This window comes from Variovorax sp. GW460-12-1-14-LB1, from assembly GCF_059423605.1.
Genome location: NZ_JBWKYF010000027.1, coordinates 46,035 through 61,749 on the forward strand (window position 1 = coordinate 46,035; position 15,715 = coordinate 61,749).

The window sequence follows — 15,715 nt, forward strand, 5'->3', positions numbered from 1 at the left end:
ATCCCCGGCGCGCCAGGGCGGGCGCGCCGTGCGATCCGGAGCCGGATTCAGCCCCGCCGCGGCACCAGCGCCGTCCGTCCCAGGGGCGTGACCCGCAGGACGGTGGCCTGGCGCAGCTTCTGCCGGGCGCGGCAGATCGGGGGGAGGGTGGCCTCCACCATGCCGGCGGCCTCAAGAACCGCCACGGAGTTGATCTCCGACGGGTCCTCGGTGTGCAGGGGAAAGGTCGAGTTGCCGATCCTGCGCAGGTAATCGAGCGGCATCACGCTCCATTGGGGGCGTTCTTCATGCACCGAAGCGCCGTTGCCGCAGAGCGTGGCGATCTCCGCGTGCCCCTCGTCCGTGATGGCGAAGACCTGGGCGCTTTCGTACCGCTGGTAGCCGAAGTTGTCGACATGGAACTCGGCTTCGATGAGTCCGGTGGCGACCAGCACCGAGGCATGCCGGATGTCCGCGTCCGCCGTGAGCATGACCGGAAAACGCTTGTTCATGAGCCGAAGAAGAAGGACGAGCGGCATGCGGTACTCCTCGCAGTGTCAGCGGTGCCGGCTGGCCCGGCGACGAACAGGCACCCGATGCGCAGCCCCGCACAGGGAGGCATCCGTCAGGCGTGGGCCTGCGATGCCAACGGGGAGCAACGGTCGCACTGAACTCGCGGGAACAGACACGGAAGCCACCAATGTAAGAAATGTGATTTTTTCACTTTAGTCCCTTTTTCGTACTTTCGCCATGGGTTTGGAGATAGATGGCCGAAGGTGCTATCCGGCCCGCGTGCGCGCAGGCCCGCCGCGATGCGGCGATATCGAGCTGGATGTGTGCGAAAGCCCGGCTTCGCCTGCCGCCAGAAGGGGCGGGCGATGCGGCCGGACGGCGGGGCGCTGCGCCGCCGCTTCAGGTCAGGGGTTGAATGTCACCCGCTGCGCGATGAGAACACCGTCGACCACCCGGTCTCCCACGACGGTCACGCGCTGGCCGTTGGCCAGGTTCGCGGCGGTACCGTTCTCGAAGGTGGTACCCGGTCCGCTGGCGTCCACCGGCTGGCCCTGCACCCTGAAATTGGCAGGGGACTGGTAGCCGCCGATGGCGCCGATGAGCGTGAACGAGGCCGGCCCGCCCGTGCCCGGCACATGGCGGATGCGCAGCTTCTTGACGACCAGCACCCCGCCGGACATGAAGCCGTCGACCTCGACCTTCACGCCGTTGCCGAGCGAACCGACGGGGCCGCCCGTGATCTGCGCGTTGGTGGCGTCCACCGGCGTGCCCAGCACCTTGAAGGCGCCGCGCGAGACGAAGTCGGTGATGTCCCCCGCCAGTTGCAGTGCGATGCCGTTGCTCGTCGGTATCGCGTACCAGCCCTCCACCTTGGTCGCTGTGAACGCGTTGCCAACCGGCGCGGCCGTGCCGCGGGCGCGCACGATGACCCCGTTGGCCAGCGACGAGGCGTCGATGCCCGTGAAGCTGGCGCCGCCATAGCTGACCGTCAGCTGGCCGAGCGTGAAGGTCTGGCTCGTCACATTGAGGTTCTGGATGGCGCCCGTGACCAGCGGGGCGGTCAGCGTGGGTGCGGTCAGCACGCGGGTGGCGCGCAGCGTGCCCGGCGCGCCGGGCAGGCCCCACACCTGGACGGGGCTGCCGTCGGCCACGTTGGCAAGCCCGTTCACGTCGGCCCAGACCGTGGCCGCATCGATGGTCACGTTGATGCCCATGACGACGAAGCTGCCGGCGCCCACGTCGATGCGCGAGACGGCACCGCGCAGTTCGGCCCCCGACACGACCTGCGTCGCGATGCCGCGGGTGAAGTCGGGGTCGACCTTGCCGGCGACCCGCGCGCTCATGCCGATCTGGAGTTCGGTGGCGTCCTCGACGGTGATGGTGGCCGTGTCCGTGGTGTAGCGCAGGCCGTTCAGGATGATGCTGCCCAGGCCGTCCGCGGCGCCGATGCCGGCGGCGTCCGCGGTCACGCCGGTGCCGCCCGAGCCGACACCGGAGCCGTCGGTGTTGCCGTTGCTGGCGGTGTCGCCGGAGCCGCCCGTGCCGGCGTTGCCCGAGCCGGACCCGGTCCCATCCCCGCCTGTGCCCGTGCCCGCGCCGCCCGGGCTGTCACCGCCGATCGCGGTGCCGGTGCCCAGGCCCAGGTTCCCGGTCGAGGCGCCACCTCCGCCTCCGCAGGACATCAACAGGGCCATGAGGCCGGCGCAGAACAGGCCCAGCAGGAGGCGGCGGGGTGTTTGGATCGTGCTCATGAGGGGCGCTCGCTTTCAGAGGACGCGGGCGGGGGCGGCGTGCCCTCGTCCTCGTAGTACGTGTAGATGCCGACACGGATTCGTCCTTCGGCCCGGGCCGGCGCGCGGCTGACCGCCTGTGCCATTTCCTGCGCGAGCTCGTGGTGCAGGGCGGACCAGCGGTCGCGCACCAGGCGGTGGATCTGTTCGCAATCGTTCAGCGACAGCCCGCGCGCGTACACCGCGCGCTCGAGCATGCGGGGCTGCTCGCCCAGCGTGTTGGCGACGGCCGCCAGCAGGTGATCCCGGCCGTTGTCGCCCAGGAAGGCCAGCATCGATTGCAGGTCCTGCACGGGCACGAAACCGTCGGCGGTGAGCTCGGCCATGCCTTCGTTCTCGGTCACCATGTTCAACCGGATCAGCTCGTCGAGGATGGTGCGGTGGTGGACGTTGCCACGGCTGCTCAGGCGCGCGACCGCCTCGAACGAGGGCGCCGTGTGGCCCGAGGTGACGGGCAGGCGCCGGAACGAAGCGTCTTCGGTCAGCATCTGCAGCCACAGCGTGAAGGTCTTGGCCGCGGCCGAGAGTTCGGTGTGGGGCAAGGGGTCGACGGTGGAGCGGACCTTGGCGGTCACGGCCTTGCGGTTCAGGCCGGTGGTGACCGACAACTGGCTCAGGTTGGGCTTGGGAACGCCCTGGCTGCGCCAGGAGTGCTGCGCCTCCTCGATCAGCAGGTCGCGCAGCAACTCCTCCAGGTGGGGGTGCTTGACCCCCATCGCGAGGGCGAGCTTCACCACGGGTCGAAGGATGCGTGAGCAGGCCGCGAGGGCCCATTCCAGCCGTTGTTCCATGACGCGACGTGTGTAGTCCTGAAAGTGCGATGCCGACAGGATCGGAGGCGGCGCCCCGACCACCATCAACGCCCCATTGTCCTGCGCACCGCGCTGCAGTGAAAGCTTTGGACTGCGGTTTGACGGCCAGTGAGCCAAAGTTTCATGTTCAGGCGCGGGGCGACCGTCCGGCCGGTGCTGCCAAGGCCGATCGGCCGACGGGATGGCCAGGTTGCCTATGTCGCCCTGCAGCGTGCCCGCCGCAGGACGCGCGCGGCCTGGACGACACCCAGGGTCGGCCCTTTCCCACATGCGGGCCCCGCGCCAGAGGCGACAAAGACACCTCTGTTTCTTTGCATGTCTCAAGGAGCCGAGATGGCCAATGCGAACCCCCGCAAGAACGACGCGGCCGGCACGACCGCCGTCACGCACCGCACGGTGCAGATCGACGGCGTCGAGGTCTTCTATCGCGCGGCCGGTCCGGTGGGTGCCCCGGTGCTGCTGTTGCTGCACGGCTATCCGTGTTCTTCGTTCCAGTACCGCGCGCTGATGCCGGCGCTGGCGGACCGCTGGCGCGTGGTGGCGCCCGATTTCCCGGGCTTCGGCTACAGCGGCACGCCCGAGGAGAACTTCGTGTTCGATTTCGATGGCTACGCGCACTTCCTCGACCGCTTCACCGCCGCGCTCGCGCTGCGCCGCTACGCGCTGTACCTGCACGACTACGGTTCGCAGATCGGCCTGCGCCATGCGATGCGGCGGGCCGGGCGGGTGACGGCGCTGATCATCCAGAACGGCGACATCTACGAAGACACGCTGGGGCCGAAGTACGCGGCGATCCGAGCGTACTGGAACGACCCGAGCGAGGCCCATCTCGCGGTGCTGGAGCGCGCCGTGAGCGAAGAAGGCTTTCGCGACGAGTTCATCGGCGAGGTGTCGTCGCGCGTGGCCCCGCGGCTCGCGCCCGATCTCTGGCGCCTTCACTGGCCGTTGATGGACACGCCCGTGCGGCGTGGCATTGCGCTCGGTCTCATGAAGGGGTTGAAGGAGAACCTGCGGTGGTTCCCGCGCTACCAGGACTACCTGCGCACATACCGCCCGCCCACGCTGATCCTGTGGGGGCCGCAGGACGGCTACATGCCGATCGAGGCCGGCCGTGCCTACCTGCGCGACTTGCCCGACGCCCAGTTCCACGCGTTCGACGACGGGGGCCACTGGCTGCTCGAGACGCACCTGGCCGAGGTGCTGCCGCCGCTGCGCGATTTCCTGGGGCGGCACTTGCCGGTGCCGGCGTCTGCATCCACCCGGACGATCGAAGGCGTGCCGGTATGAGCGTCGCCACCATCGCGCGCATCTGGCGCGGCCGCGTCACGCCCGATCGCGCGGAGGCCTACGAACGCTACCTGCTGGCTGAAGGCATTCCGCCGTTGCGCAAGACGGCGCTCGCGGTGCAGCTGTTCCGGGAAGACCGCGCCACCGAGACCGAGTTCGTCACGACCTCCTACTGGCCCGACGTGGCCGCGATGAGCGCGTTCACCGGTGGCGACCCGAATGGGGTGCACCACCTGCCGCGCGATGCGGAGTTCCTGATCGAACTGCCCGAGCGCGTCGAGGTGCTGCGCATCGTCGTCGACACGTGGACCTGATGCGTCAGGCTGCTGCCGACGCCGCCTCGAGCCCCGTCGGAAAGTGCACGCCCGCGCGCTGCGCGGCCTGCACGATGTGCTGCGTCATCGCCTGCTGCGCCAGCGCCGGGTTGCCTTGCGCGAGCGCCTCGATGATCGCCATGTGCTCGTCGTAGGTGGCATGGCGCGCGCCGCGCTTGTAGAAGGGCAGGCGCTGGCTCTCCTGCATCACCTCGGCGCTGTTGCGCAGGATCTCGGCGATGGCCTGGTTGCCTGCGATGCCGATGATCTGCATGTGGAAGTCGAAGTCGAGCTGCGTGGCCTGCGTGAAGTCGCCGGCGTCGATGCATGCGCGCATGGCCTGTGCATTGGCGCGCAGCGCCGCCAGGTCGTCCGCCTCGATGACCAGGCAGGCTAGCCGCGCGGTGAAGTTCTCGACCGCGAAGCGCAGCTGGTACACGTCCTGCAGCGAATGCGAGGTGGCGAACTTCCAGGCCGGGGAGGCCGCCGGCGTTTGTGCGCCGTCCTCGGCCACGTACATGCCCTTGCCGGGACGCGGAATGACCAGGCCCGTGCCCTGCAGCGTCGACAGCGCCTCGCGCAGCGAGGTGCGGCTGATGCCGAGCTGCTCGGCCAGGTCGCGCTGCGAAGGCAGCAGCCCGCCGGCCGCATAGGTGCCGTCCGCGATCCGCTGCTGGATCAGGCGGGCGGCGGTGGCGGCGACGGCGGGGGAGGCGAGCATGGGTGGTTTTCGGTGCGAAGTGCGGCAGTGGCGGGAGCTGGAAATCTTACTGTGGCCGCACCCCGGGGCCTTCCCTACTTGTTGACCAGCTTGGCCGGCACCGTCCAGGTGAGGAAGGCGCCGAACAGCAGCACGCCGGCCAGCACGAACAACGCGATGTCGGTGCTCTTCGTGGCGTCCTTGATCAGGCCGATCATGTACGGGCTCACGAAGCCGGCCAGGTTGGCGAAGGAGTTGATGAGCGCAATGCCGGCCGCCGCGCCCGCGCTCGACAAAATGGCTGTCGGCAGGCTCCAGAACAGCGGCGACGTCGCCAGGCTGCCGCCCGCGGCCAGGGCCAATGCGGCCAGCGAGAGGTACACGTTGTTGCTGAAGATCGCGCTCAGCGTGAGGCCCAGCGCGCCGCAGCAGAAGGGCACGATCAGGTGCCAGCGGCGTTCGCGCATGCGGTCGGAGCTGCGGCTCACCAGCAGCATCGAGACGATGGCCACGGCAAACGGAATCGCCGTGAGCAGCCCGATGTTGAATGCGCCCGACACGCCCGACTGGCGCACCAGCGTGGGCAGCCAGAAGGTCAGGCCGTACTGGCCCATCACCGTGCAAAAGCAGATCAGCGCCATCTTCACGATGCGGCGGTCGGCAAACAGCGCGCGCAGCGTCATGTGGCTGGTGCCGCCCTTGGTGGCGTTCTCGGCGGCGATGTTGCGTGCGAGCACGGCCTTTTCTTCGGCGGTGAGCCAGCGTGCGGCCTGGATGCTGTTGTCGAGGTACACGATGACCAGCAGGCCGATCACCAGCGAGGGCAGCGCCTCGACGAGGAACAGCCACTGCCAGCCGCGCAGGCCGCCCATGCCGTGCATGGCCTCCATGATCAGGCCCGACAGCGGTCCGCCCAGCACGCCCGACACCGGAATCGCGCACATGAACACCGCCACCATCTTGGCGCGGCGGTGCGAGGGAAACCAGTAGGTGAGGTACAGGATCATTCCCGGGTAGAAGCCGGCCTCGGCCGCCCCGAGCAGGAAGCGCAGCACGTAGAACTGCGTGGGCGTGGTCACGAACATCATCGCGGCCGAGATCAGGCTCCACGTGATCATGATCCGCGAGATGGTGGCCTTGGCGCCGATGCGGTGCATCAGCAGATTGCTCGGCACCTCGAAGAAGAAGTAGCCGATGAAGAACAGCCCCGCGCCCAGCCCGTACATGGCTTCGCTGAACTGCAGGTCGCTGAGCATGTTCAGCTTGGCGAAGCCGACGTTGACGCGGTCCAGGTAGGCGGCCACGTAGCAGAGCATCAGGAACGGCATGAGTCGCCATGCCACTTTCTTGTAGAGCGCGTTCTCCGCTGCAGCAGAGGTGGTGGCCGGCTGCAGCGGCGCATGAAGGGTGGTGGTTGACATGGCGGTCCTCGAAGGCGTCGATGGGGTGGATTAGCTGGTATTACCGGTATGATTTAACGCGACCGAGACCTTAAGGCCTCATGCGCCATTGGGCACTAGCGATTTCCCTGACGCCAGGAGATTGACGGCCTGGATGTATCGCAAGGATACTGGTAATACCAGTTGGACCAAAAAGCCGAGGAGTTTCTGTTGACGATTGCCAGCCCCACTTTCCTGCCCCCGGCGCCGGGCACGCCCGCGGCGCTCGCGCTCGTCGCGCAGCCGCTGACGCGCGAGGCGTTCGCCGCGTTCGGCGACGTCATCGAGAGCGCGCACGCCCGGTCGATGCCGATCAACGCGGGCATGACCACGCGCTTTCACGACCTGGCGCGCGTGGACCCGGGCCCCGGCGACAGCCGCGTGCTGGTGAACATCTTCGAGACCCAGCCCTATGCGATGCCGTTGCAGGTGGGCATGCTGGAGCGCCACCCGCTGGGCAGCCAGGCCTTCGTGCCGATGGACGGCAGCCGCTTTCTCGTGGTGGTGGCACCGGCGGGCGACACGGTGCGCGTGGAAGACATCCGCGCCTTCGTCACCGACGGGCGGCAGGGCGTGAACTACGCGCGCGGCGTCTGGCACCACCCGCTGGTGGTCACGCAGCAGCCGGCCAGCTTCGTGGTGATCGACCGCGGCGGGGCCGGGCCGAACTGCGACGAGATTCTGGTGCCGCCGGCGTGCGTGGTGCGCGTCAGCCTGGCGGGCTGAGCGCGCGCCGTCCCTGCGGCCATCGTCCGGCGGCTGCGCCAGCGTCGCAGGCACCGCGACGCCGACTTGCGGCCATTGGCGAAAGAGGCCTACACCGCCGGGAGCGCCCCGGTGAAACCTTCGGGCCATGGGTGAACGCCATGCGCAATCCAACGAAATCGATGTTTGCCGGAAGCCTCGCTGTCGGGGTCATCAGCGTCGCGGCGCTCCTCGCCGGGCCGGCTGCCGCGCAGTCGGCCGACAAGCCGCCGCCACCGCCGGTCAAGCCGCAAGCGCAACCCGGGCCCGATCCCGAACTCCTCGTGAAGCCGCCGCCCCATGGCCATCCGCGGCTGGTGAAGCCCGCGCCGCCCGACCGCGACCCCGGCATGGTGAAAAAGCCACCGGCGGACGCGAAGCGGGCCGGCGAGGACAAGCCCCGCGTGGACGACCCCGGCGCGCCCTCGCGCCAGGACGACTGCCGGGGCACCGCCGAGGACTGCAGGCAGAACTCCCCACGATGACGCCTTGAGCGGAAGAACACGCCTCGCCATGAAATGGTCGAGTCGCCGGGCTACCTGCGCAAGACCTGCGACCGCGAGAGCGGGTTGGCGCTCATCGACGTCGACGCCTGAGCGGTGCGGCCGGGCGTCAGCCCTGCGTGATGCAACGGGTGGTGCGGTGGCTTACTGGCACTGGAACAGCACGCCGGATTCGGCCGGTGCCTTGCCGAGCCACTTCGGCTCCTGGCTCTTGGCGCTGCAGTAGTCCGAGGCCTGGGTGTAGGTCATGGCACGCAGCACACCGTCGCGGAAGGGAACGATCTGGTTGGGCGGCGTCGAGCAGCCGGCAATGACCAAAGCCAGGGGAAACAGTGTGATGCGCCAGTTCATCGGGCCATTCTAAAGAGGTCGTGCAAGCGCATGAGCCTGCGGCCAGGGCAGGGCGGCTCGACCCGCGCCGGCTTCTTTTTGCGAGGGCACGGGGCTATAGTCTGCGAGCACTGCTGCAGCCCCTTCCGATCCCCAAAGGACGTTCGTGCCGGACTCTCTGACTTCCACGCTCACCAGTTACTACGATGCGGTGCCCTACGACTCGCACCCGTTTCCCCAGTCCGCCGTGGAGCACCTGGAAGCCCTGGCCTTCCTGTTCGGGCTCGAGGCGCCGCCGCCGCAGAAGGCGCGCGTGCTCGAGCTGGGCTGCGCCGCCGGCGGCAACCTGATTCCGTTCGCGACGCGCCATCCGCAGGCGCGCGCGGTGGGCGTGGACCTGTCGCGCGTGCAGGTGGCCCAGGGCGCCGCGGCGCTCGATCAGGCGGGGCTGTCGAACATCGAGCTCAAGGCCTTCAACATCGCCGACATCGACGCCTCGTTCGGCCTGTTCGACTACATCGTCTGCCACGGCGTGTACAGCTGGGTGCCGGGGCCGGTGCAGGACGCGATCCTGCGCGTGTGCGCCGAGAACCTGGTGCCGGGCGGCGTGGTGTACGTGAGCTACAACGTGTACCCCGGCTGGAAGGCGCGCGAGATCGTGCGCGACGCGATGATCCTGCGCGGCGGCCCGCGCGACACGCCCGAAGAAAAGCTCTCTTACGCGCGCGGCATGCTCGAGTTCCTCGAGCAGTCGGCCCGGCCCGACAGCGTGCTGCGCAAGACGCTCGAAGAGACGATGCCGATCGTGCGCAACTCCGGCAACTACTACCTGCTGCACGAGTTCCTCGAGCCCTGCAACGAACCCTGCTATTTCAAAGAGTTCGTCGCGCGTGCCGAAGCGCGCGGGCTGGCTTACCTGTGCGACGCCGAGCCCTCGACCATGTTCGTGCAGAACTACGGCGAGAAGGTGCGCGACCCGCTGCTGCGCGAGTGCGGCGGCAGCCAGGTGATGATGGAGCAGTACCTCGACTTCCTCGTCAACCGCACCTTCCGCCAGACGCTGCTGGTGAAGCAGGGCAACGCCGCGAACATCCGCTACCGCCTCGAAGTTCCCCGCCTGCGCGCGCTGGAATTCGCCGGCGTCTTCCGCGTCGACGGCGGCGAGGCCCTCACGATCGACACCCGCGAGCAGCCCTGCACCGCGCTGCGCGACCTGAAGGTCACGTTGCGGCTGCCGGCGCACAAGGCGGTGGCGCAGGCGCTCGATGCGAGCTATCCGTGCTCGATGTCGACCGAGGCGCTGCTGGCCGCCGTGGTGACGCTCACCGGCGAGCCGCGCGCGGCCGTCGAGCCCATCGTGCTGGCCATGCTCGAGGAGCTCTTGATCCTCGGCGCGCTGCGCATCCGCCGCACGCCGGTGTCGGCGGCTGCTTCGGTGTCCGCGCTGCCGCAGGTGCTGGCGCCGGTGCGCCGCGCGCTGGCCGGCCTGCCCGCGTCGCAAGCGACGGCCGTGCTCTGCAACCAGTGGCACGAGCCGGTGTCGCTCTCGGTGCTCGAACGCAGCCTGCTGCCGCTGCTCGACGGGGCGCACACGCACGAGGCGCTGGCCGCCTTCCTGCTCGACGAGGTGCGCGCCGAACGCCTGCGCTTCCTCAAGGACGACCAGCCGCTGACCGACCCGTCGGCGCTGCACGCCTTCGCGCAGGAGCAGGTGGCGCAGGCGCTGCAGAGCCTGCGGCGCAAGGCGCTGCTCACGGCCTGACGCTCACTTTCCGTTCACCCCTCCCTCATTCTTCATCCAACGCACAGAGGAGACTTTTCCATGCAGCACTTCAAGTGGACCCCCACACTGCGCGCCGCCGTCGCGGCCGCGCTCACCCTGGCGGCGGCCGGCGGCTCGCAGGCCGCGTCGCAGGCGCCGGTGGCGGCCGAACACGGCATGGTCGTGAGCGCGCAGCACCTGGCCAGCAAGGTCGGCGTCGACGTGCTCAAGCGCGGCGGCAACGCGGTCGATGCGGCCGTGGCCGTGGGCTATGCGCTGGCCGTGGTGTACCCGGCCGCCGGCAACCTGGGCGGCGGCGGCTTCATGACCGTGCAGCTGGCCGACGGCCGCAAGACCTTCCTCGACTTCCGCGAGAAGGCCCCGCTGGCCGCCACCGCCAACATGTACCTCGACAAGGACGGCAACGTCGTCAAGGGCCTGAGCACCCACGGCCACCTCGCCGTGGGCGTGCCGGGCTCGGTGTCGGGCATGGAGTACGCGCGCGAGAAGTACGGCACGATGAAGCGCGCCGACCTCATCGCCCCCTCGGTCCAGCTGGCCGACAAGGGCTTCGCGCTGGAGCAGGGCGACATCGACATGCTGCTCACCGCCACCAACGACTTCAAGAAAGACCCGGTCTCCGGCGCCATCTTCCTGAACAAGGGCGAGCCCTTCGCGGTCGGCCAGAAGCTGGTGCAGAAAGACCTCGCCAAGACGCTGAAGGAAATCAGCGCCAAGGGCACCGACGGCTTCTACAAGGGCTGGGTCGGCAAGGCCATCGTGGCGTCGAGCCAGGCCGGCAAGGGCATCATCACGCAGGCCGACCTCGACCAGTACAAGACGCGCGAACTCGCGCCGGTCGAGTGCGACTACCGCGGCTACCGCGTGGTGTCGGCGCCGCCGCCGAGCTCGGGCGGCGTGATCATCTGCGAGATGCTCAACATCCTGGAGGGCTATCCGCTCAAGGACCTGGGCTTCCGCTCGGCGGAGTCGGTGCACTACCAGATCGAAGCCATGCGCCACGCCTACGTGGACCGCAACAGCTACCTGGGCGACCCCGACTTCGTGAAGAACCCGCTCGATCGCCTGCTCGACAAGGGCTACGCCGCGAAGATCCGCGCCGCCATCGACCCCAAGAAGGCCGGCGTCTCCAAGGACATCAAGCCCGGCGTGGCGCCGCATGAAGGCAGCAACACCACCCACTACTCGATCACCGACAAGTGGGGCAATGCCGTCTCGGTCACCTACACGCTGAACGACTGGTTCGGCGCCAAGGTCACGGCCGACAAGACGGGCGTGCTGCTGAACAACGAGATGGACGACTTCACCTCCAAGATCGGCGTGCCCAACATGTACGGCCTGGTGCAGGGCGAGGCTAACGCGATCGCCCCGGGCAAGCGCCCGCTGAGCTCGATGAGCCCGACCATCGTGTCGAAAGACGGCAAGCCGGTGTTCGTGGTTGGCACGCCCGGCGGCAGCCGCATCATCACGGCCGTGCTGCACACCATCCTGAACGTGGTCGACTACGGCATGAACGTGCAGGAGGCCGTGGATGCGCCGCGCTTCCACCAGCAGTGGCTGCCCGACGTGACCAACGTCGAGACCTTCGCGATCAGCCCCGACACCCGCAAGATCCTGACCGACATGGGTCACAACCTGGGCGTGCCGCAGCCGGCCAACCACCTGGCGGCGATCATCGTCGGCGCGCCCTCGCTGGGCGGCAAGCCGGTGGGCGCTAATCGCTTCTACGGCGCCAACGACCCGCGCCGCAACACGGGCCTGGCAGCAGGCTACTGAACCTGCGGCACACTTGAAGGCGGTCGTGCCCCTGTCGGCGCGGCCGCTTTTTTCATTTTTCATGCACCTGCAAGACATCCTCTATACCCAGGGCTTCGGCACCCGCCGCGTGTGCGCGGGCCTGGTCCAGCAAGGCCACGTGAGCATTGCCGGCGCGGCCGTGACCGACCCCTTCGCCGACCTCGACCCCGAAGGCCTGCTGTTCACCGTGCAGGGCACCGAGTGGGCCTGCCACGAGAAGGCTTACCTGATGCTGCACAAGCCGGCCGGCACCGAGTGCTCGCAGAAGCCTTCGACCTACCCGAGCATCTACACGCTGCTGCCGTCGCCGCTGCGCCTGCGGCCCAACAAGGGCGCCGTGCAGGGCGTGCAGGCCATCGGCCGGCTCGACCAGGACACGACCGGCCTGCTGCTCTTGACCGACGACGGCCAGTTCATCCACAAGATGGGTTCGCCCAAGCACCACGTGCCCAAGGTCTACGAGGTGACGGCCAAGCACCCGATCGACGAGGCGCAGATCGCCAAGCTGCTGGCCGGCGTGGTGCTCGACGACGACCCGAAGCCCGTGCGCGCGGCCGCCTGCGAATCGGACAGCCCGCTGCACCTGCGGCTCACGCTCACCGAGGGCAAGTACCACCAGGTCAAGCGCATGCTGGCTGCGGTCGGCAACCGGGTCGAAGGGCTGCACCGCTCGCGCATCGGCGGCCTGGCGCTGCCGGACGACCTGGCGCCGGGGCAATGGCGCTGGCTCACGGCCGAGCAGGTGGCCCAGCTGCGGGCGCCCGTGCCTCGCGCCGCGTGACATAGGTCAAGGCGCCGGGCTAAACAGCGGGTGAGGGGGCGCCCGCGGTCAGCTTTTCGTCGGGTTCGACCGTTAAGATTGTTAACCCTCTCCCGGAACCTTCCCTTGCGACTCCCTGCCCGCCCGAACGGCCGCATCGCGGCCTTCCTGCTGTCCTGCCTGTGCCTGACAGCCCTGGTGACTCTCCCCGCCGCGGCGGCGCCGCCGGCCCCCCCACCGGTTTTTGTGCTCAATTCGCTGGACGCCAGCGTGAGCGTGATCAACCCGGTCGACTGGACCGAGAAGCAGCGCATTCCCACCGGCAAGGAGCCGCACCACATCTACATGACGCCCGACGAGAAGTCGGTCATCGTGGCCAATTCGGCGGGCGATTCGCTCACCTTCCTGGACCCGCGCACGGCCGAGGTGCAGCGCGTGGTGTACGGCATCATCGATCCGTACCAGCTGCAGTTCTCGCGCGACATGAAGTGGTTCGTCACGGCGGCCAACCGCCTGAACCACGTCGACGTGTACCGCTGGGACGGCAAGGACCTGAAGCTGGTCAAGCGCATCGCCACCGGCAAGACGCCCAGCCACATCTGGATCGACAACACCAGCACCGTGGCCTACGTCACCATGCAGGACAGCGACGAGCTGATCGCGGTCGACCTGCCGACGCAGACCATCCGCTGGCGCATGGCCACCGGCGCCATGCCGGCCGACATCTTCGGCGCCCACAACGACAAGACGCTGCTCGTGGGCCTCACGGGCAGCGACGGCGTGCAGGTGTTCGACGTGGCCGGCGCCCAGCCCAAGCTGGTCGGCAAGATCCCTACCGGCAAGGGCGCCCATGCCTTCCGCTCGGCCGGCGACGGCAAGACCGTGTTCGTGAGCAACCGGGTGGCCAACACCATCAGCCGCATCGACCTGACCACGCTGAAGGTCGTCGCCAACTACAACGTGCCCGGCGGCCCCGACTGCATGGACGTGTCGGCCGACGGCAAGACGCTGTACGTGACCTCGCGCTGGGCCAAGAAGCTCACGGTGGTCGATCTCGCGAGCCAGAAGGTCGTGCGGCAGATCAACGTCGGCCGCTCGCCGCACGGCGTCTGGACCCTCGACCATGCCAAGCGCATCTGAGCGCGTGCGCGGCTTGCGCACCGCCGGGGTGGCCCTCGCCGTCGCGACACTGGCCTGCGCCACCGTGCCGGCGACCGGGGCGCAAGAAGCTGCGGCCTGCGACAAGCCGGTCTACCTGACGCTGGACACCGGCCACATGGGCATCGCCCCGCTGGTGGCCGACGTGCTCAAGCGCCAGGACGTGCGCGTCACCTTCTTCGCCGCCGCCGAGCGCACCCAGACCGACGGCGACAGCCTGGACGACCACTGGGCGCCGTGGTGGAAGGCGAGGGCGGCCGAAGGCCACGAGTTCGGCTCGCACACCTACGACCACGCCTACTGGCGCGGCGACGTCAAGGGCACGCCGCCCAGCTTTCGCATCAAGCCGTCGGCCGGCCCGCAGACCGGCAAGGAGTCGGTCTGGAGTGCGGCCCAGTACTGCGCCGACATCCGCAAGTCGTCCGACCGGCTGGCCGCCATCACCGGCAAGAAGCCGCTGCCGCTGTACCGCGCGCCGGGCGGCAAGACCTCGCCCGCTTTGTTGGCGGCCGCCAAGGACTGCGGCTACGCGCACGTGGGCTGGTCGCCCGCCGGCTTCCTCGGCGACGAGCTGCCCAGCGAGGCCTTCAGCAATCAGAAGCTGCTGGCCCAGGCGCTGGCAGGCATCCGCCCCGGCGACATCCTGCTGGCGCACCTGGGCATCTGGTCGCGCAAGGACCCGTGGGCGCCGGCCAACCTGGAGCCGCTGATCGTCGGCCTGAAGGCCAAGGGCTTCTGCTTTCGCACCCTGCGCCAGCATCCGGACTACCGCGCCTGGATCGCCTCCCACCCTTGATTCCTGAGTTTTCGCCGTGATCGACTGGTTGACCGACGTTTTTTCCGCCATGCAGGGCTGGCTCTTCGAGACCGCCGTGCAGCCGCTGGTGTACGCCATCGGCCTGGGCGGCTGGGCTGAGGATGCCTTCGACGCCACCGGCTGGCTGCTGGTCGGCGTGATCCAGATCCTGGTGCTGCTGGCCGTCATCGGCCCGTTGCAGCGCTGGCGCGCGGTCGAGGCCGTGACCGACCGCCGCGCGATCCGCATCGACGTGCTCTACACGCTGATCCACCGGCTGGGCCTGTTCCGGCTGGCGCTGTTCTTCACGCTGCAGCCGCTGTTCGACGACCTGCTCGGCAGCCTGCGCATGGCCGGGTGGGGCACCTTCCACCTGGACGAGGCCTGGCCCGGCGTGACCGACGTGCCGTGGGTGGCTTTTGCCATCTACCTCGTGGTGCTCGACTTTGTCGGCTACTGGATCCACCGCGGCCAGCACCAGTTCAACTGGTGGTGGAGCCTGCATTCGCTGCACCACTCGCAGCGCCAGATGACGATGTGGAGCGACGACCGCAACCACCTGCTCGACGACGTCATCCACGACACGCTCATCGTCATCGTGGCGCAGCTGATCGGCGTGGCGCCGGGCCAGTTCATCGCCGTCGTGGCCTTCACCCAGCTCAGCGAGAGCCTGCAGCACGCCAACCTGCGGCTGAGCTTCGGGGCCATCGGCGAGCGGCTGTGGGTCAGCCCGCGCTTTCACCGGCTGCACCACAGCATCGGGCTGGGCCACGAGTCGCACGGCCGGAGCACGCTCGGCGGCCACAACTTCGGCGTGCTGCTGCCCTGGTGGGACATGCTCTTTCGCACCGCCAACTTCGAGAACCGCTACGACCCGACCGGCATCCGCGACCAGGTCGAGCCCGGCGCCGACGGCCGCCCGCGCGACTACGGCCAGGGCTTCTGGTCGCAGCAGTGGCTGGGCCTGAAGCGGCTGTTCGGCCGCGCCTGATCCACCCGCGGGCCCGGCG

16 protein-coding genes are annotated in these 15,715 nt (G+C 68.8%); 10 read left to right on the forward strand and 6 right to left on the reverse strand.

Annotated features, from left to right (window positions below; translation table 11 throughout):
* Positions 1-47: 47 nt before the first annotated feature.
* The 3 genes from AC07Y4_RS15690 to AC07Y4_RS15700 form a co-directional block, all read right to left on the reverse strand.
* A complete protein-coding gene (locus AC07Y4_RS15690) occupies positions 48-518 on the reverse strand; it encodes a hypothetical protein (protein WP_062470870.1) in 471 nt (156 codons plus the stop codon).
* Positions 519-896: 378 nt separating this feature from the next.
* The gene (locus AC07Y4_RS15695) at positions 897-2,243 is read right to left on the reverse strand and encodes a DUF5666 domain-containing protein (RefSeq protein WP_487850007.1); all 1,347 of its coding nucleotides are present in this window, start codon (positions 2,241-2,243) and stop codon (positions 897-899) included.
* Positions 2,240-3,073, reverse strand: a complete 834-nt coding sequence (locus tag AC07Y4_RS15700; RefSeq protein WP_095950009.1) for a DUF6502 family protein — start codon at positions 3,071-3,073, stop codon at positions 2,240-2,242. The genes AC07Y4_RS15695 and AC07Y4_RS15700 overlap by 4 nt, the downstream gene beginning before the upstream one ends.
* A gap of 354 nt (positions 3,074-3,427) precedes the next feature.
* On the opposite strand from AC07Y4_RS15700, the gene AC07Y4_RS15705 reads away from it, so the two are divergent.
* Positions 3,428-4,381: an alpha/beta fold hydrolase gene (locus AC07Y4_RS15705; protein ID WP_487850008.1), complete on the forward strand. Its 954-nt coding sequence runs from the start codon at positions 3,428-3,430 to the stop codon at positions 4,379-4,381.
* Complete coding sequence (locus AC07Y4_RS15710) at positions 4,378-4,695, forward strand: antibiotic biosynthesis monooxygenase family protein (protein ID WP_095744461.1); 318 nt, start codon at positions 4,378-4,380, stop codon at positions 4,693-4,695. Before AC07Y4_RS15705 ends, AC07Y4_RS15710 begins: the two co-directional genes overlap by 4 nt.
* Positions 4,696-4,699: 4 nt before the next feature.
* On the opposite strand, the gene AC07Y4_RS15715 is transcribed toward AC07Y4_RS15710, so the two are convergent.
* Together AC07Y4_RS15715 and AC07Y4_RS15720 are read right to left on the reverse strand one after the other, a co-directional pair.
* The gene (locus AC07Y4_RS15715; protein WP_487850009.1) at positions 4,700-5,416 is read right to left on the reverse strand and encodes a FadR/GntR family transcriptional regulator; all 717 of its coding nucleotides are present in this window, start codon (positions 5,414-5,416) and stop codon (positions 4,700-4,702) included.
* A gap of 74 nt (positions 5,417-5,490) precedes the next feature.
* On the reverse strand, positions 5,491-6,816 hold the full coding sequence (locus AC07Y4_RS15720) for an MFS transporter (RefSeq protein WP_487850010.1): 1,326 nt from the start codon (positions 6,814-6,816) through the stop codon (positions 5,491-5,493).
* Between the two features lie 186 nt (positions 6,817-7,002).
* Between AC07Y4_RS15720 and AC07Y4_RS15725 the strand changes: the two genes are divergently transcribed.
* Both AC07Y4_RS15725 and AC07Y4_RS15730 read left to right on the forward strand, forming a co-directional pair.
* Positions 7,003-7,560 (forward strand): ureidoglycolate lyase, encoded by a 558-nt coding sequence (locus AC07Y4_RS15725; RefSeq protein ID WP_070059812.1) that lies wholly within the window; start codon positions 7,003-7,005, stop codon positions 7,558-7,560.
* A 131-nt stretch (positions 7,561-7,691) separates the two neighbouring features.
* Entirely contained in the window at positions 7,692-8,063 is a 372-nt protein-coding gene (locus tag AC07Y4_RS15730) for a hypothetical protein (RefSeq protein ID WP_487863366.1), read from the forward strand.
* A gap of 162 nt (positions 8,064-8,225) precedes the next feature.
* On the opposite strand, the gene AC07Y4_RS15735 is transcribed toward AC07Y4_RS15730, so the two are convergent.
* Entirely contained in the window at positions 8,226-8,432 is a 207-nt protein-coding gene (locus AC07Y4_RS15735; protein WP_062470893.1) for a hypothetical protein, read from the reverse strand.
* Positions 8,433-8,577: 145 nt separating this feature from the next.
* Between AC07Y4_RS15735 and AC07Y4_RS15740 the strand changes: the two genes are divergently transcribed.
* The 6 genes from AC07Y4_RS15740 (at position 8,578) to AC07Y4_RS15765 (ending at position 15,696) form a co-directional block, all read left to right on the forward strand.
* A complete protein-coding gene (locus tag AC07Y4_RS15740; RefSeq protein WP_487850011.1) occupies positions 8,578-10,173 on the forward strand; it encodes a class I SAM-dependent methyltransferase in 1,596 nt (531 codons plus the stop codon).
* 60 nt (positions 10,174-10,233) lie between these two features.
* Entirely contained in the window at positions 10,234-11,970 is a 1,737-nt protein-coding gene (ggt, locus tag AC07Y4_RS15745; RefSeq protein WP_095950003.1) for a gamma-glutamyltransferase, read from the forward strand.
* Positions 11,971-12,031: 61 nt separating this feature from the next.
* Positions 12,032-12,772, forward strand: a complete 741-nt coding sequence (locus tag AC07Y4_RS15750) for a pseudouridine synthase (RefSeq protein WP_307694364.1) — start codon at positions 12,032-12,034, stop codon at positions 12,770-12,772.
* 105 nt (positions 12,773-12,877) lie between these two features.
* Positions 12,878-13,891, forward strand: a complete 1,014-nt coding sequence (locus tag AC07Y4_RS15755; protein WP_159277730.1) for a YncE family protein — start codon at positions 12,878-12,880, stop codon at positions 13,889-13,891.
* Positions 13,875-14,705, forward strand: coding sequence for a polysaccharide deacetylase family protein (locus AC07Y4_RS15760; protein WP_487850012.1), 831 nt, complete (start codon positions 13,875-13,877; stop codon positions 14,703-14,705). The genes AC07Y4_RS15755 and AC07Y4_RS15760 overlap by 17 nt, the downstream gene beginning before the upstream one ends.
* A 16-nt stretch (positions 14,706-14,721) precedes the next feature.
* Complete coding sequence (locus AC07Y4_RS15765) at positions 14,722-15,696, forward strand: sterol desaturase family protein (protein ID WP_139703607.1); 975 nt, start codon at positions 14,722-14,724, stop codon at positions 15,694-15,696.
* The last annotated feature ends 19 nt before the right edge of the window (positions 15,697-15,715 follow it).

What these genes read in the sequence shown, in the direction of transcription:
- AC07Y4_RS15690 (WP_062470870.1), bottom strand. Translation starts at nt 518, where the DNA reads ATGCCGCTCGTCCTTCTTCTTCGGCTCATGAACAAGCGTTTTCCGGTC.
- AC07Y4_RS15695 (WP_487850007.1), bottom strand. Translation starts at nt 2,243, where the DNA reads ATGAGCACGATCCAAACACCCCGCCGCCTCCTGCTGGGCCTGTTCTGC.
- AC07Y4_RS15700 (WP_095950009.1), bottom strand. Translation starts at nt 3,073, where the DNA reads ATGGAACAACGGCTGGAATGGGCCCTCGCGGCCTGCTCACGCATCCTT.
- AC07Y4_RS15705 (WP_487850008.1), top strand. Translation starts at nt 3,428, where the DNA reads ATGGCCAATGCGAACCCCCGCAAGAACGACGCGGCCGGCACGACCGCC.
- AC07Y4_RS15710 (WP_095744461.1), top strand. Translation starts at nt 4,378, where the DNA reads ATGAGCGTCGCCACCATCGCGCGCATCTGGCGCGGCCGCGTCACGCCC.
- AC07Y4_RS15715 (WP_487850009.1), bottom strand. Translation starts at nt 5,416, where the DNA reads ATGCTCGCCTCCCCCGCCGTCGCCGCCACCGCCGCCCGCCTGATCCAG.
- AC07Y4_RS15720 (WP_487850010.1), bottom strand. Translation starts at nt 6,816, where the DNA reads ATGTCAACCACCACCCTTCATGCGCCGCTGCAGCCGGCCACCACCTCT.
- AC07Y4_RS15735 (WP_062470893.1), bottom strand. Translation starts at nt 8,432, where the DNA reads ATGAACTGGCGCATCACACTGTTTCCCCTGGCTTTGGTCATTGCCGGC.
- ggt (WP_095950003.1), top strand. Translation starts at nt 10,234, where the DNA reads ATGCAGCACTTCAAGTGGACCCCCACACTGCGCGCCGCCGTCGCGGCC.
- AC07Y4_RS15750 (WP_307694364.1), top strand. Translation starts at nt 12,032, where the DNA reads ATGCACCTGCAAGACATCCTCTATACCCAGGGCTTCGGCACCCGCCGC.
- AC07Y4_RS15760 (WP_487850012.1), top strand. Translation starts at nt 13,875, where the DNA reads ATGCCAAGCGCATCTGAGCGCGTGCGCGGCTTGCGCACCGCCGGGGTG.